General features: G+C 73.9%; 10 protein-coding genes and 1 pseudogene. 2 read left to right on the top strand and 9 right to left on the bottom strand.

Annotation, left to right across the window (positions count from 1 at the left end):
* Positions 1 to 191 precede the first annotated feature (191 nt).
* Positions 192 to 1,604 (bottom strand): proline--tRNA ligase, encoded by a 1,413-nt coding sequence (gene proS, locus HUT16_RS24195; protein WP_176190175.1) that lies wholly within the window; start codon positions 1,602 to 1,604, stop codon positions 192 to 194.
* A 236-nt stretch (positions 1,605 to 1,840) separates the two neighbouring features.
* Here proS and HUT16_RS24190 point away from each other — a divergent pair, with 236 nt between their 5' ends.
* Positions 1,841 to 2,656 (top strand): SAM-dependent methyltransferase, encoded by an 816-nt coding sequence (locus tag HUT16_RS24190; protein WP_176190174.1) that lies wholly within the window; start codon positions 1,841 to 1,843, stop codon positions 2,654 to 2,656.
* An 83-nt stretch (positions 2,657 to 2,739) separates the two neighbouring features.
* Here HUT16_RS24190 and ftsH read toward each other — a convergent pair whose 3' ends face one another.
* From ftsH to HUT16_RS24155, 7 genes and pseudogenes are all read right to left on the bottom strand, one after another.
* Positions 2,740 to 4,647 (bottom strand): ATP-dependent zinc metalloprotease FtsH, encoded by a 1,908-nt coding sequence (gene ftsH, locus HUT16_RS24185; RefSeq protein ID WP_176190173.1) that lies wholly within the window; start codon positions 4,645 to 4,647, stop codon positions 2,740 to 2,742.
* A gap of 61 nt (positions 4,648 to 4,708) precedes the next feature.
* Positions 4,709 to 5,233 (bottom strand): GNAT family N-acetyltransferase, encoded by a 525-nt coding sequence (locus HUT16_RS24180; RefSeq protein ID WP_254897967.1) that lies wholly within the window; start codon positions 5,231 to 5,233, stop codon positions 4,709 to 4,711.
* An 88-nt stretch (positions 5,234 to 5,321) separates the two neighbouring features.
* Positions 5,322 to 6,881 carry a signal recognition particle protein gene (ffh, locus tag HUT16_RS24175; RefSeq protein WP_176190171.1) on the bottom strand — a complete coding sequence of 520 codons (1,560 nt, stop codon included), beginning with the start codon at positions 6,879 to 6,881 and terminating at the stop codon, positions 5,322 to 5,324.
* A 102-nt stretch (positions 6,882 to 6,983) separates the two neighbouring features.
* Positions 6,984 to 9,421, bottom strand: a pseudogene (locus HUT16_RS24170) ([protein-PII] uridylyltransferase).
* A gap of 125 nt (positions 9,422 to 9,546) precedes the next feature.
* Positions 9,547 to 9,885: a P-II family nitrogen regulator gene (locus HUT16_RS24165; RefSeq protein ID WP_176190170.1), complete on the bottom strand. Its 339-nt coding sequence runs from the start codon at positions 9,883 to 9,885 to the stop codon at positions 9,547 to 9,549.
* Entirely contained in the window at positions 9,882 to 11,204 is a 1,323-nt protein-coding gene (locus HUT16_RS24160; protein WP_176190169.1) for an ammonium transporter, read from the bottom strand. Before HUT16_RS24160 ends, HUT16_RS24165 begins: the two co-directional genes overlap by 4 nt.
* Positions 11,205 to 11,467: 263 nt before the next feature.
* Positions 11,468 to 12,925, bottom strand: a complete 1,458-nt coding sequence (locus HUT16_RS24155; RefSeq protein ID WP_176190168.1) for a hypothetical protein — start codon at positions 12,923 to 12,925, stop codon at positions 11,468 to 11,470.
* A gap of 452 nt (positions 12,926 to 13,377) precedes the next feature.
* On the opposite strand from HUT16_RS24155, the gene HUT16_RS24150 reads away from it, so the two are divergent.
* Entirely contained in the window at positions 13,378 to 14,043 is a 666-nt protein-coding gene (locus tag HUT16_RS24150; protein ID WP_176190167.1) for a bifunctional DNA primase/polymerase, read from the top strand.
* A 95-nt stretch (positions 14,044 to 14,138) separates the two neighbouring features.
* Here HUT16_RS24150 and ftsY read toward each other — a convergent pair whose 3' ends face one another.
* Positions 14,139 to 15,389, bottom strand: coding sequence for a signal recognition particle-docking protein FtsY (gene ftsY / locus HUT16_RS24145; RefSeq protein ID WP_176190166.1), 1,251 nt, complete (start codon positions 15,387 to 15,389; stop codon positions 14,139 to 14,141).
* Positions 15,390 to 15,399 lie beyond the last annotated feature (10 nt).

Here is a 15,399-nt window from a genome sequence, read left to right as displayed (position 1 = left end):
TTCGGCACCCGCCGCGGAGCCCAACATCCCCACGACGGACGGCCCGCGACCTGTCCGAAAATTGACAGGGCCACGGGCCGTATACCGTACCGCTTGTGGGGTACCTCGGGGAGTTGACTGGTCAGTAGTCTCAACTGCCAGCACGCGGGCCGGGGTTCCGGAATTCTCCGGGCCCCCGCCCGCGGTCCGGATCAGTACGCGCGGGCGACCAGGGCGAGGTTGCCGGGCTGGTCGTCGGCGGCCGGAACGGTGCCGTCCGCGGCGATCAGGCAGCGCACCGAGACGCCCTGCTCGGCCAGCTTGGCCTCGCCCTCGGGGCCGAGGTCGGCCCAGGAGATCCGGCCCCAGCCGGTGGCCGCGGCCTCGACGGCCTCGTCGATGTCCTTGACGTCCACGGTGCGGGACTCGCGGCGCTCGCGGGACTCGCGCAGCAGCTGCGCCTGGTCCTCCTCCAGGATGCCAGGGACGATCGCGGCCAGGGAGTCGACCGCGACCGGCTCCTTGCCGCCGGCGATCCGGCGGACCAGCATCGCGGTGCCGGCCTCCAGGTCGCGCGGGCCGACCTCGATGCGCAGCGGGACGCCCTTGAGCTCCCAGTCCACGGCGCGGCGGCCGAACGGGGTGTCGGTGCGGTCGTCGACGACCACCCGGACGCCCGCGGCCTCCAGCCGGGCGCCGATCTCGCGGACCTTCGCCAGCACCGCGTCGTCGCCCTTGATGGCGAGCACCACGGCCTGGACGGCGGCCAGCCGCGGCGGCACCCGCAGGCCGTTGTCGTCGCCGTGCGACATGATCAGGCCGCCGACCATGCGGGTGGAGACGCCCCAGGAGGTCTGCCAGACGTACTCGCGCTCGGCGCCCTGCAGCTGGTAGGTGGTGTTGAAGGCCTTGGCGAAGTTCTGGCCCAGCTCGTGGCTGGTGCCCATCTGCAGCGCCTTGCCGTCGCCCATCATGCCTTCGAGGGTGAGGGTGTTGATGGCGCCGGCGAAGCGCTCCTTGGCGGTCTTGCGGCCGAGGACCACGTCGATGCCCAGGACGTTGGTCATGAAGTCGCCGTAGACGTCGGTGTGGATCCGCGAGGCGTACGCGCGGGCGTCCTCGTAGGTGGCGTGGGCGGTGTGGCCCTCCTGCCAGAGGAACTCGGTGGTGCGCAGGAAGACGCGCGGGCGCAGCTCCCAGCGGACCACGTTGGCCCACTGGTTGATCAGCAGCGGCAGGTCGCGGTGGCTCTGCACCCACTTGGAGAAGTACTCGTTGATGATGGTCTCGGAGGTGGGCCGGACGACGACCGGCTCCTCCAGCTCCTTGCCGCCGCCGTGGGTGACCACCGCGAGCTCGGGGGCGAAGCCCTCGACGTGCTCGGCCTCCTTGGTCAGGTAGGACTGCGGGATGAACATCGGGAAGTAGGCGTTCTGCGCGCCGGCCTTCTTGATCCGCGCGTCCATCTCCTGCTGCATCCGCTCCCACAGGCCGTAGCCGTACGGTCGGATGACCATGGTGCCGCGCACCGGACCGTTGTCGGCCAGCTCGGCCTTGTTGATGAGGTCCTGGTACCAGCGGGGGAAGTCTTCCGCCTGGGGGGTGAGAACGGGTGCCTTAGCCATGGGCCGAATGGTACGGAAAACCCGGGCCCGACCGTGAATCCGGTTCACCGTACGGCCGCGGGCCCGTCCCGCCGCCGCACGCCCCGCGCACACCCCGGGGCGCACACCCGCGGCGCACGGATACCTGCTCGCACCCCTCTGGACGTCGGGGGCGGCCCGCTGTTCGCTGGAGAGGGGACCGGGGGGCAGGGCTGCGGGGGCCGCAGCCGATTCCGAGGACCGAATGGGAGGCCGCGATGGCTTCAGCGCAGGTGACCGGCAGCACCGTGGACCGGGTCCGGACGGACGGGCCGGCCGGGCGCGGCGGTCGGGCGCGGGACTGGGCGGAGATCCAGGAGCGCATGCTCGTCCCCCTCTACCAGGACGTTTACCGGCGGCTGGAGGTCGGCTCGGCCACCAGCCTGCTGGGCGTGGGCTGCCGGTCCGGGCTGGCGCTGCTGCTCGCCGCCGAGCGCGGCGCGCAGGTCGCGGGGGTGGAGGCGGACGGCGGTCTGCGGGAGCTCGCGGCGGCCCGCGGGCTCCAGGTGGCGCCCGGCGGCCGGGCGGAGGACGTCGCCCGTTCGGCGCACCCCGTCCCCCGCCCGGCGCACTCCCTGGTGACGGTTTTCGAGCAGCCGCCGGTGCCCGCGCTGGTCGCCCGGGCGGCTGCCCGCGCGCTGCCCGGCGGGCAGGTGGTGGTGGCCTCCTGGGGTCCGGCGGAGCGCTGCGAGAGCGCCGCCGTGCTGGAGGTCGCGCGCCGGCACGCCCCGCTCGGCACGCCGGACCCGTTCGCGGCGGCCGGCCCGGGCGCGCTGGAGACGCTGCTCGTCGCGGCCGGGACGCACCCGTCCGGGGGCGGCCGGGTGGCCTGCCCGTTCGCCTACGCGGGCCTGGACTCGGCGGTCCGCGGCCTGCTGTCGACCGGCCTGTTCGACCGGGCCGAGGAGGCCGCGGGTGCGGCACTGGTGGCGAAGGAGCTCCAGGAGGCGCTGCACCCCTTCCTGCGCCCGGACGGCTCGGTGCGGATGGCGAACGAGTTCCGCTGGTCGGTGGGGACCAAACCCCGCGCCTGAGGGACCGTCCCGGCGGACGGCGGAACAGCAGGGAAGGCAGGGCAGGCAGGGCAGGCAGCGGCGGCGGAACCCCGCGGGCGGCGTCAGGAGGACCGGTCGAGCCCGGCGGCGGCGTACGCGGCGGCCTCGTCCAGGGTCTCGGCCTCCAGCAGGGCGGCGGCCAGCGCGTCGAGCCGGTCTCGGTGCCGGTTCAGCAGCGCGACGGCCTCCTCCCAGCACTCGCCGACGATCCGGCGGGCCTCCTCGTCGACCGCGTCCAGCGTGGTCGGGGCGGCGGCCAGCCCGTACGGGGACTGGCTGTCGTCGGGGATCGCGGTGACCCGGCCGACCCGCTCGCTCATGCCCCAGCGGCCGGCCATCGAGCGGGCGATGGTGGTGAGCTGTTCGAGGTCGCTCTCGGCGCCGGTGGTGACCACCCCGTAGACCACCTGCTCGGCGGCCATCCCGCCGAGCGCGCCGATGATCCGGCCGCGCAGGTAGGGCTCGGTGTAGGAGTAGCGGTCGGTGTCGGGGGTGGAGAGGGTGACGCCGAGGGCGCGGCCGCGCGGCACGATGGTGATCTTGCGGACCGGGTCGGCGCCGGGCTGCAGCATGCCGAGCAGGGCGTGCCCGGACTCGTGGAAGGCGGTCCGCTCGCGTTCCTGCCGGGGCATCACCAGCGGGCGGACGGCGCCGAGCTGGACCTTCTCCAGGGCCTCGGAGAGGTTCGCCTGGTCGACGGCGTCCTGCTGGCGCTTGACGGCGATCAGCGCGGCCTCGTTGACCAGGTTGGCCAGGTCGGCGCCGGTCATGCCGGGCGTGGTGCGGGCGACGGCGCCCAGGTCGGTGCCCTTCGCCAGCGGCACCTGGCGGGTGTGGATCCGCAGGATCTGCTCGCGGCCGGTGCGGTCGGGCGGGCTGACGGTGATCCGGCGGTCGAACCGGCCGGGGCGCAGCAGCGCCGGGTCGAGGACCTCGGCCCGGTTGGTCGCGGCGATCACGATCACGCCCTCGGCGCCGGAGAACCCGTCCATCTCGGTGAGGATCTGGTTGAGGGTCTGCTCGCGCTCGTCGTGGCCGCCCATGCCGCCCCCGCCGCCGCGCTGGCGGCCGATGGTGTCGATCTCGTCGATGAACACGATCGCGGGGGCGACCTTGCGGGCCTCGGCGAACAGCTCGCGGACCCGGCCGGCGCCGACGCCGACGATCATCTCGATGAACTCGGAGGCCGAGGCGGAGAAGAACGGCACGTCGGCCTCGCCCGCGACGGCGCGGGCCAGCAGCGTCTTGCCGGTGCCGGGCGGGCCGGACAGCAGGACGCCGCGCGGCATCTTCGCGCCGAGCCGGCGGTAGGCCTGCGGGTTCTTCAGGAAGTCGACCACCTCGCTGAGTTCGGCCTCGACCTCGTCGATGCCGGCCACGTCCCGGAAGGTGGTGCGCTTGCCCTGGGTGGTGTCCACCGGCTTCGGCGGGGCCTTGCGGCCGAGCGCGCCGCCGCCGATCCCGCCGGCCATCCGGCGGGCGATCAGCACCCAGACCCCGATCAGCAGCAGCATCGGCGCCAGCGAGATCAGCAGGTTCGCCAGGAAGCTGCGCTGCTGCACCACCGGGCGGGCCGTCACCTCGACGTTCTGGGACTGCAGGGTGCCCCAGATGTTGTCGGTGGCGAACGCCGGGCGCTGGGTGGTGAACTCCTTGTAGTCGCCCTTCTCCCCGTCCGGCTTGGGCTGCCCCTCCTTGAGCGTGCCCTCGATGGCGTCGCCCTTGGAGTAGATCTTGGTGACGTTCCCGCTGTTCAGCTGCTTGCTGAACTCGGTGTACGAGATCGTGGTCGAGCCGCCGTTGCCGAAGAAGCTCAGCAGGGCGTCCGACAGCAGGAACACCACCAGCGCGGTGAGGACCAGGCCCGTCCAGCCGCCCGGCATCCGCTTCTTCGGCGGCGGCGGGGGCGGGGCGCCCTCGGAGCGCCAGGGCTGGTCGGGGGTCTGGCGCGGCGGCACGGGGTTGCTCACCCACCGGACGATACGGACCGCCCGCCGCGCCGGGCGGCGCGCAACGCCGCGGCCCGGCCGGTCAGCGCACCGGCGTCGGCCACTCCTCGGCCGTCAGCGCGAACCGCTCGTGGTCGCGCCAGGCGTCCTGCAGGAACAGCATCCGCGGCGTGAAGCCCTCGTGCCGGAAGCCCAGCCGGCGGGCCAGCGCGATCGAACGCCCGTTGTCCGGCTGCACGTTGATCTCCAGCCGGTGCAGCCCCAGCCCGCCCCGCTCGGGCGGCGTGAAGCAGCGCTCCACCACCAGCCGCATGCCCTCCGTCATCCGGCCCGTCCCGACGAACGGCTGGTACGAGTCGTAGCCCAGCACGCCGTTGCAGAACCGCGCCATCACGATGTTCGCCACGTTGCACTTGCCGACCAGGCCGCCGGTCCCGGTGTCGACGACCATGAACGTCCGCAGTCCGGCGCCCTGACGGCTCAGCAGGTCCGGCATGCCGTCCGGCTCGACCGGGTTCCACCGCCCGATGTGCGCGGCGGAGCGCCGCACCGCCTCGGCGTAGGGGACGACGTCATCGGGGCGGGGGGCTCGGATCGTCACGCGCATACGGGACATCATCGCGCAACGGGGCGCGAAAACGGGGGCGCGGGGAGAACCCGGTCGCCCGTGGTCCTCCCCGCGCCCCCGGGGGTGCCTACAGCAGGTCCTTGAACTCCTTGGGGAGGTCGAAGTCGGCCGGGCCCTTGCCCGGCTGGAGGCCGAACGCGCCGCCCGGCTGGGTGCCCTGGCCGGGGCCGAGCGCCTTGCGCTCGGCGGCGGCCGCCTCCTCCTGCGCCCGCTTGAGCGGGTTGCCGCTCTTGCGCTTGCCCTTGGCGACCGGGGCCTTCTTGGCGGAGCGCTTGCCGCCGCCGCCCATCCCGGGGATGCCCGGCATGCCGGGGATGCCCTTGCCGGAGGCCATCGCGGACATCATCTTGCGGGCCTCGAAGAACCGCTCGACCAGGCTGGAGACCTCGCCGACCTGGACGCCGGAGCCCTTGGCGATGCGCAGGCGGCGCGAGCCGTTGATGAGCTTGGGGTCGGACCGCTCGGCCGGGGTCATCGACTTGATGATCGCGCCGACCCGGTTGACGTCCTTGTCGTCCAGGTTGTTGATCTGCTCCCGGATCTGGCCCATGCCGGGGAGCATGCCGAGCAGCTTGGAGATCGAGCCCATCTTCTGGACCTGCTCCAGCTGCGACAGGAAGTCGTCGAGCGTGAAGTCCTTGCCGCCGCCCTGGAGCTTGGCGGCCATCTTCTCGGCCTCGGCCTGGGAGAAGGTCTGCTCGGCCTTCTCGATCAGCGAGAGGACGTCGCCCATGCCGAGGATGCGCGAGGCCATCCGGTCGGGGTGGAAGGCGTCGAAGTCGTCGACCTTCTCGCCGTTGGAGGCGAACATGATCTGGCGGCCGGTCACGTGGGCGACCGAGAGCGCGGCGCCGCCGCGGGCGTCGCCGTCGAGCTTGGAGAGCACCACGCCGGTGAAGTCGACGCCTTCGAGGAAGGCCTGGGCGGTGGTGACCGCGTCCTGGCCGACCATGGCGTCGACCACGAACAGGACCTCGTCCGGGTCGACCGCGGCGCGGATGTCGGCGGCCTGCTGCATCAGTTCGGCGTCGATGCCGAGGCGGCCGGCGGTGTCGACGATGACGACGTCGTACTGCTTCTGCTTGGCGTACTCGATGGAGTCGCGGGCGACCTGCACCGGGTCACCGACGCCGTTGCCGGGCTGCGGGCCGTAGAAGGCGACGCCGGCCCGCTCCGCGACGACGCCGAGCTGGGTGACGGCGTTGGGGCGCTGGAGGTCGCAGGCGACCAGCAGCGGGGTGTGCTTCTGGGACTTGAGCCAGTGGCCGAGCTTTCCGGCCAGCGTGGTCTTGCCCGCGCCCTGGAGGCCGGCCAGCATGATCACGGTCGGGCCGGTCTTGGCGAAGCGCAGGCGGCGGGTCTCGCCACCGAGGATGCTGACCAGCTCCTCGTTGACGATCTTGATGATCTGCTGGGCCGGGTTCAGCGCGCCGGAGACCTCGGAACCGAGGGCACGGTCCTTGACCTGCTTGATGAAGGCGCGGACCACGGGGAGCGCGACGTCCGCCTCCAGCAGGGCGATCCGGATCTCGCGCGCGGTGGCGTCGATGTCCGCCTCGCTGAGACGGCCCTTGCCCCGGAGGTTCTTGAACGTCGCTGCGAGGCGGTCGGAGAGAGTGTCGAACACGTCGGTCGCGGGTCCCTTGCGGCATCGAGTACGGGTACTGTCGTCGCCCCCAAGGGTAGCCGTACCCCGGCCGGGGGTCTGCGCCCCGGCGGGAACAGCGGGTCAGTGCGCCTCCAGGGCGGCCCGGACCGCCCGGGCGACCTCCTGCGCGCGGTCCGCCGCCAGCGGCCGGCCGTCGGTCGAGGTGAGGTAGAAGGCGTCGACGGCCTCCGCGCCGAGGGTGGAGACGTGCGCGGTGCGGACCCGCACGCCGGAGGCGTCCAGGGCGCGGCCGATCCGGTGCAGCAGGCCGGGCGCGTCGTGCGCGCGGACCTCCAGCACGGTGGCGGAGCGCGAGGCGTCGTGCGGGGCGACGGTGACCACCGGCGGCGGGGTGCTGATGCCGCGGCGGCGCGGCGCGGCGGCGTCCCGCTCGGCGAGCTTGCGGGTGACGTCGAGCGAGCCGTCCAGGGCGCGGCGCAGGTCGGCGCGGAGCCGGGCCGCCTCGGGCAGGTCGCCGTACTCGGCGGCGACCGTCCAGGACAGCAGCAGCACGGGGCCGGCGCCGACCGGGTCGAGTTCGCGCAGGCCGGCCTTGCGGACGGCGAGGCGGTGCACGGCGAGCACGCCGGCCACCGTGCCGAGCAGGCCGGGGCGGTCGGGGATGGCCAGGGTGAGTTCGACGCCCATCGGTTCGCCGCCGCCGCCCTCCGGCGCCGGTTCGGCGTGGGCGGTCAGGTCGAGTGCGGGGCCGCCGGTGCGGGCGGCCTCGACGGCGAGCCGCTCCTGGTCGGCGGTGGTCTCGGGGTCGGTGGCCCCCGGCCGGGTCTCCCCCGCCAGCCGGGCGGCGGTCCGCTCGACCAGGGTGGCGACCAGCGAGGCCCGCCAGGCGGACCAGGCGGCGGGGCCGGTGGCGGTGGCGTCGGCCTCGGTGAGGGCGTGCAGCAGCTCCAGGTGGGCCTGGGTGCCGACGGTCTTGGCGATCAGGTCGGCGGTGGCCGGGTCGTCGGGGTCGCGCCGGGTGGCGGTGTCGACCAGCGTCAGGTGGTGGCGCACCAGCAGTGCCAGGGTGTCGGTGTCCTGCTTGTCGAAGCCCATCCGGACCGCGACGTCGCGGACGATCACCTCGCCGGCCTCGGAGTGGTCACCGGGCCAGCCCTTGCCGAGGTCGTGCAGCAGGGCGGCGACCAGCAGCAGGTCGGGGCGGGCGGTGCGGCGGGTCATCGCGGCGGCCCGGACGGCGGTCTCGATCAGGTGCCGGTCGACGGTCCAGCGGTGCACGGCGTTGCGCTGCGGCCGGCAGCGGACCCGCTCCCAGTCGGGCAGCATCCGGCTGATCAGCCCCTCGGCCTCCAGCGCCTCCCAGACCGGCAGGCAGGCCTCGCCGGCGCCGAGCAGGGTGACCAGCTGTTCGCGGGCCTCGTCGGGCCAGGGCACCGGCAGCGGCCCGGTCTCGGCGGCGAGCCGGCGGACGGTGGCGTAGCCGACGGTCAGCCCGGCTTGGGCGGCCGCGGCGGCGGCCCGCAGCGGCAGCACCGGGTCGGTGGCGGGCCGGGCGGCCTGGGCGAGCACCGCCTCGCCGTCCTGCTCGACCACGCCCTCGGCGAGCGGGCGGCGCTCGGGCGCGGCCGGTCCGGCCGGGCGCGCCGGGCGCCGTTGAACGGGAAGCCGAACCGGACGGCGCGGCGCGGCGCGGCCCGGCGGCGCTCGGCCAGCACCCGGTCCACCGAGCGCCAGGTGACGTCCCCGGCGTACGCGACGGTGCGGGCGGCCTGGTAGACCTGCCGCAGCAGGGTGTCGGCGTCGAGCACGCCGAGGCGTTCGGCGACCTGGTCCTGGTCCTGCAGGGAGAGCCGTTCGGTGGCCCGGCCGGTGGTCAGGTGCAGCGCGTCGCGGACGTCGGCGAGGGTGCGGGCGGCGGCGTCCAGGCCGTCGCGGGGGGCGTCGGCGAGCCAGGTGGCGGCGACCGCGTTGAGGGCGACCAGGTCGCGCAGGCCGCCGCGGGCCTCCTTGAGGTCGGGTTCGAGCAGGAAGGACAGCTCGCCGTGCCGCTCGGCCCGGGCCCGGCCGAGTTCCCGCAGCTCGGGGAGGCGTTCGGGGGCGGCGGCGCGCCAGTCGGCGAGGACGGCGGAGCGCAGGTCGGCGGTGAGCTGCGGGTCGCCGGCCAGGTGGCGGGCGTCGAGCAGGCCGAGCTGGGCCTTGAGGTCCTCGGCGGCGACCGCGCGGGCCTCGGCGGGGGTGCGGACGGCGTGGTCGAGGGCGACGCCGCCGTCCCAGACCGGGTACCAGACGCGTTCGGCGAGGTCGGCGGCGAGCGGGCCCTCGTGCAGCAGCAGCACGTCCAGGTCGCTGCGCGGGGAGAGCTCGCCCCGGCCGTAGCCGCCGACGGCGACCAGGGCGGTGCGGGCGGGGGCGCCGGCCATCCGGTAGAGGCCGGCCAGCCAGTCGTCGGTGAGCCGGGCTAGGGCCGCGCGGCGCTGCGGGCCGGTGGCCCCGGGGTCCGCCAGCAGGCGGGCGCGTTCGGCCGGGTAGCCGTACTCGGCGGGGTCGGTGCTGCTCACGTCTGCTCCCGGTGCGTACTGGTGCCGGATACGCCTTCGGCGGACCTGCCGCAGGGGCAGGTCCGCCAGGAGGGTTTTCGGCGGTGGATCAGAGCGGGTCGGGGGTTCCTCGGGGACCGGCGCGCTCAGAGGGCGTCGGGGCCGCGTTCGCCGGTGCGGACCCGGACGGCGGTCTCGACCGGGATCGACCAGACCTTGCCGTCGCCGATCTTCCCGGTGCGGGCCGCCTTGACGACCACGTCGATCAGCTGCTCGGCGTCCTCGTCGTCGACCAGTATCTCGATCCGGACCTTCGGCACCAGGTCGACGGTGTACTCGGCGCCGCGGTAGACCTCGGTGTGGCCGCGCTGCCGGCCGTAGCCGCTGGCCTCGGTGACGGTCAGGCCGTGCACCCCGAACGCCTGCAGGGCGTCCTTGACCTCGTCCAGGCGGTGCGGCTTGATGACGGCGGTGATGAGCTTCATCGGGCGTCGACCTCGGTCTTCTCGGCAGGGACGGCCACCGGGGCGGCCACGGTGCGGGCGAGGCTGGCGCCGACGGCGGTGAAGTCGTAGGCGGACTCGGCGTGCTCGGCCTGGTCGATGCCGGACACCTCGACGTCCTCGGAGACCCGGAAGCCGATGGTCTTCTGGATCGCCTGGCCCAGCAGCCAGGAGAGCACGAAGGAGTACACCAGGACGGCGACCACGCCGAGCGCCTGCTTGCCGAGCTGGCCCAGGCCGCCGCCGTAGAACAGGCCGGACGCGGTCTGGCCGACGTGGCCGGTGGCGAAGAAGCCGATCAGCAGCGAGCCGATGACGCCGCCGACCAGGTGGACGCCGACCACGTCGAGCGAGTCGTCGAAGCCGAACTTGTACTTCAGGCTGATCGCCGCGGCGCACAGCGCGCCGGCGATCAGGCCGATCGCGATCGAGCCGAGCGGGGAGACCGAGCCGCAGGCCGGGGTGATGGCGACCAGGCCGGCCACCGCGCCGGAGGCGGCGCCGAGGGTGGTGAACGCGCCGTGCTTGATCTTCTCGTAGGCCAGCCAGCCGAGGACGGCGGCGGCGGTGGCGACCTGGGTGTTCACGAAGGCCATGCCCGCCACGCCGTTGGCGGCCAGCGCCGAGCCGGCGTTGAAGCCGAACCAGCCGAACCACAGCAGGCCGGAGCCGAGCATCACCAGCGGCAGGTTGTGCGGGCGCATCGGGTCCTTCTTGAAGCCGATCCGCTTGCCCAGCACCAGCGCCAGGGCCAGGCCCGCCGCACCGGCGTTGATGTGCACCGCGGTGCCGCCGGCGAAGTCGATCACGCCGTTGCGGTCACCGAGCCAGCCGCCGTTGCCGCCGTCGAAGAAGAACACCCAGTGCGCGACCGGGAAGTACACGACGGTCACCCAGAGCGCCACGAACAGGCTCCAGGCCGCGAACTTCGCCCGGTCCGCGATCGCGCCGCTGATCAGCGCCGGAGTGATGATCGCGAACATCAGCTGGAAGGCGGCGAAGCCGGTCACCGGGATCGTTCCGGTCAGCGCGTTCAGGTCGATGCCGCGCATGCCCAGGAAGTCGAGGTTGCCGATCAGGCCCGCCCCCGCGTCCGGCCCGAAGGCCAGCGAGTAGCCGTACAGGACCCAGAGCACGGTGACGATGGCCAGTGAGATGAAGCTCATCACCAGCATGTTGAGGGTGCTCTTGACCCTGACCATGCCTCCGTAGAAGAAGGCCAGGCCCGGGGTCATCAACATGACCAGGGCCGCACAGATGAACACAAAGGCGGTATCGCCCGCGCTGAAGCCGTCCGGCATCGGCGTCTCCTCCGAAATGAGAGCCGCACCACGACCGGGATACCTGTCCCGTGCCATCCCGGCGTGTCGGCGATGAGAGGAGAGTGCCCAAGCCGGGTTTCCGCCGATGCGGCACGGTGTTTCGCCGCAGTGACGCGGTTGACGCGCCCGTTACGGGCAGGTGAACCACACCTGGTGACGCGTACTGGACAGCCCGTGTCATACTCCGACGGCCGTCCGGGCGGGGGGCGGACGGCCGTGGACGCAGGGGCGGGCGGCGGGGGTCAGACCACCGAGACGAACTCCGGGATGTCGTGCACCACCCGCTCGGCCAGCCGGGCCACCCCGGGGGCGCCGCGGAAGTCCCGGCTGGCGGCCTCGGAGGTCTTGCGGACCCGGGTGTTCAGCCGCTCGGAACGCACCTTCTTGGCGATGTCGACCGCCTCCTCGCAGAACTTCGCCGCCTCCTCCGGCTCGTTCTGCAGCAGCCGCACCGAGGCCATCCCGACCAGGTTGAACGCGTAGGTGCGGACGTGGTCCTGGTCGTCCCGGAACCGGTCGACCGCCTCGGTGATCAGCCGCTCGGCGGGCTTGGCCATCGCCGCGCCGTGGTCCGAGGTGTACGCCAGGTCCCGGTAGGAGTGCCCGTTCTCCGCGCACAGCTCGGCGTACGAGAAGAACTTGAGCCAGTTCGGCGTCTCCTCGTTGCTCTCCCTGATGTCGCTGAAGGTGTCCTCGGACAGCCGGACCGCCCGGGCGCACCGGTTGAGCTCGCCGATGTTGGAGTACGCCCGCGCCTCCATCGCGTACAGCAGCGACTGCTGGCGGGCGGTGGCGGTGTCCCGGCTGCCGTACTGGGCGAGGTGGATCAGCTCCAGCGCGTCCTCGCCGCGGTTGAGGTGGATCATCTGCCGGCTCATGTCGGTCAGCACGTGCGCCCCGAACGGGCGGTCGCCGGCCTCCTTGGCCGCGTGCAGCGCCAGCACGTAGTACTTCTGCGCGCTCGGGTGCATGCCCACGTCGTACGACATGAAGCCCGCCAGGTGGGCGAGTTCGGCGGTGATCCGGAACAGCCGCTTGGTGATCGCCTCGGGGTAGCTCTCCTGCAGCAGGTCGGTGACCTCGTGGAGCTGGCCCACCACGGCCTTGCGGCGCAGGCCGCCGCCGTTCTGCGCGTCCCACTTGCGGAACATCTCGGTGGTCTGCTCCAGCAGCTGCATCTCCGGCTCGGACAGCCGCCCGGTGAAGTGCTCGCCGCCGTTGGCCGCCGCCAGGATCGGGGTGGGCGCGCCGTTCGGACCGGGCGTCAGCCAGCGCTGCATCGGCTCGATCAGCGCGGCGCCGGCCGTCAGCGCCAGCGAAGTGCCCAGGAAACCCCGGCGGTTGAGCATCAGGTCGCTGCGCGAGTACTCGCTGATCGCCTGCACCGTCTGCTGCGGGCTCCAGGGCAGGTCCACCCCGCTGCCGGCGGTGGTCACCTGGACCACCGCGCGCAGGCCGAGGTCCTCGACCGAGACCACCGAGCCGAAGCGCTCCGAGAACAGCTCCGACATGATCTTCGGGATCGGCTCGCGCGGCTGCTCGCCGTCCAGCCAACGGCGCACCCGCGAGGTGTCCGTGGAGACGTGGTGCGCGCCGATCTGCCGTGCCCTGCGGTTCACTTGGCGCGCCAGCTCGCCCTTCGACCAGCCGCTGCGCGCGAACCAGGAGCCAAGCTTCTCGTTCGGCTGCTTCTCACCCATGGGACCGTCCCCATCCCGCCCCGACCCCGGGGCCCCGCATTCGCCTTGACCCTTGTCCGTCGCCGCCCGCGTGACCGGCCGACTGCGTTCCGTGTGCCGAACGTAGCGCCCCTGCGCCATCCGGGGGAGCAACGCCGGAGAAACGCCACCTTTCGCCACCCCCAAGGGTGAACTACCGGACCGGCGGGCGCGATTCACTGTCAGTCAGCCCGGCATGACCCCGGCACATGCCCGGACCCGACGGAACCCGACGGAACTCGACGGAGGCACGCGTGCGGCAACGACGATCCGGCATCCGAAGCGCCGGTGCAAGGCGCCTGCTCGCGCGGGCCACCCGGATCGGCGCGCGCCGCACCGCGCGCGCCTCCGGCGCACCCCGCACCCCGCACCCGACCGGCGACGCGCCGTCACCGTCCCGTAACCAGCGGCGACCGGAACAGGTTGGGGGTGGCATGGACAAGCTCTTCGGCACCCTGCGGCTCACCCCCCTCGGCGGCCGCCGCCGCACCCGGCCCACCGCGCTGCAGGCCGCCGCCGAGTACTCCGGGCGCTGGGGCTGGACGCTGGCCGCCGGCAGCCCGACCGTGCGCGCCGGGACGGCCTGCGACTGCGGCGTCCCGCGCTGCGCCGCGCCCAACCTGCACCTCCGGGTCGGCCCGGCCATCGCCCCCGGCGCGACGGCCGCCGAGCTCGCCGTCCGATGTCCGGCCGACGCCGCGCTGCTCCTGCCGACCGGCCACCAGTTCGACGTGCTGGACGTGCCGGCCCAGCCCGGCCTGCAGGCGCTGGTCCGGCTGGAGCGGATGGGCACCCAGGTCGGCCCGGTGCTGGCCTCCCCGGCCGGGCGGCTGCTGCTGTTCGTCGCCCCCGGCACCGCCGAGCGGCTGCCCGACCTGCTCTACCGGATGGGCTGGGACGACGCCTCGCTCGACCTCGCCTGCCACGGCCTCGGCTCCTACCTGGCCGCCCCGCCCACCCCGCTGGGCCCGCTCGGCCCGATGCGCTGGCTGCGCCGCCCGACCGCGGACGGCGCCCCGCCCGAGGCCCGCCTGCTGCTGGGCACCCTCGCCTACGCCTGCCACCGCACCCGCGACCGCCAGACCGAGTTCGCCAGCTAGCGGCCCCCGGGGGCGATGCCCCCGGCAGCCGCAGGGCCCGTCCGGGAGGGGGCTTCCCTCCTCGAACGGGCCCTGTGCGGTCGGGTGGCGGCGGCTCAGCCGAGCAGCGCGTCCACGAAGGCGCCCGGCTCGAACGGCGCGAGGTCGTCCGCGCCCTCGCCGAGGCCGATCAGCTTGACCGGCACGCCGAGTTCGCGCTGCACCGAGATGACGATGCCGCCCTTCGCGGTGCCGTCGAGCTTGGTGAGCACGATGCCGGTGATGTCCACGACCTCGGCGAACACCCGGGCCTGGACCAGGCCGTTCTGCCCGGTGGTGGCGTCCAGCACGAGCAGCACCTCGTCGACCGGGCCGTGCTTCTCCACGACCCGCTTGACCTTGCCGAGCTCGTCCATCAGGCCGGTCTTGGTGTGCAGGCGGCCCGCGGTGTCGACCAGGACGGTGTCGACGCCGTCGGCGATGCCCTGCTTGACGGCGTCGAAGGCGACGGACGCCGGGTCGCCGCCCTCGGGGCCGCGCACGGTGTGCGCGCCGACCCGCTCGCCCCAGGTCTGCAGCTGGTCGGCGGCGGCGGCGCGGAAGGTGTCGGCGGCGCCGAGGACGACCTTCCGGCCGTCGGCGACCAGGACGCGGGCGAGCTTGCCGGTGGTGGTGGTCTTGCCGACGCCGTTGACGCCGACCACCAGCACCACGGCCGGGCCGTCCTCGTGCTTGACCGAGCGGACGGTGCGGTCGGCGTCGGTGCCGATCAGCTCGACGAGCTCCTCGCGGAGCAGGCCGCGCAGGTCGTCGGGGGTGCGGGTGCCGAGCACCTTGACCCGGGTGCGCAGGTTGTCGACCAGCTCCTGGGTGGCGGCGACGCCGACGTCGGCGGTGAGGAGGGTCTCCTCGATCTCCTCCCAGGTGTCCTCGTCGAGGCGGTCGCGGGAGAGCAGGGTGAGCAGTCCCTTGCCGAGGGTGGACTGCGAGCGGGAGAGCCGGGAGCGCAGCCGGACCAGGCGCCCCGCGGTGGGCTCGGGCACCTCGATCGCGGGCGCGGCCTCGGCCTCCTCGACCCGCACCTCCTCGGCGGTCGGCGCCCCGGGCTCGCCGGCCGCGGGCTCGCCGGCCGGTGCCGCGGGGGCCTGCGGCGCCTCGGTGGCCCCGGTCGCCGCGGGCGGCGCGGTGGGCTCGGCGGCCCCCTCAGCGGGCTTCGCCGGGGCGGGCTTGGTCGGGGCGGGCGCGGTGATGGTCGGCGCCTGGCCCGGCTTGTCCAGTTCTTTGCGTCGTTTGCCGGAAACGACGAGTCCGGTGATCGCGCCGATGGCGACCACCGCGATGACAACGGCAAGGATCACGTATTCCATAACCCGTCCA

The organism is Kitasatospora sp. NA04385 (assembly GCF_013364235.1).
Taxonomy (GTDB): domain Bacteria; phylum Actinomycetota; class Actinomycetes; order Streptomycetales; family Streptomycetaceae; genus Kitasatospora.
This window is presented reverse-complemented; position numbering and strand designations above follow the sequence as displayed.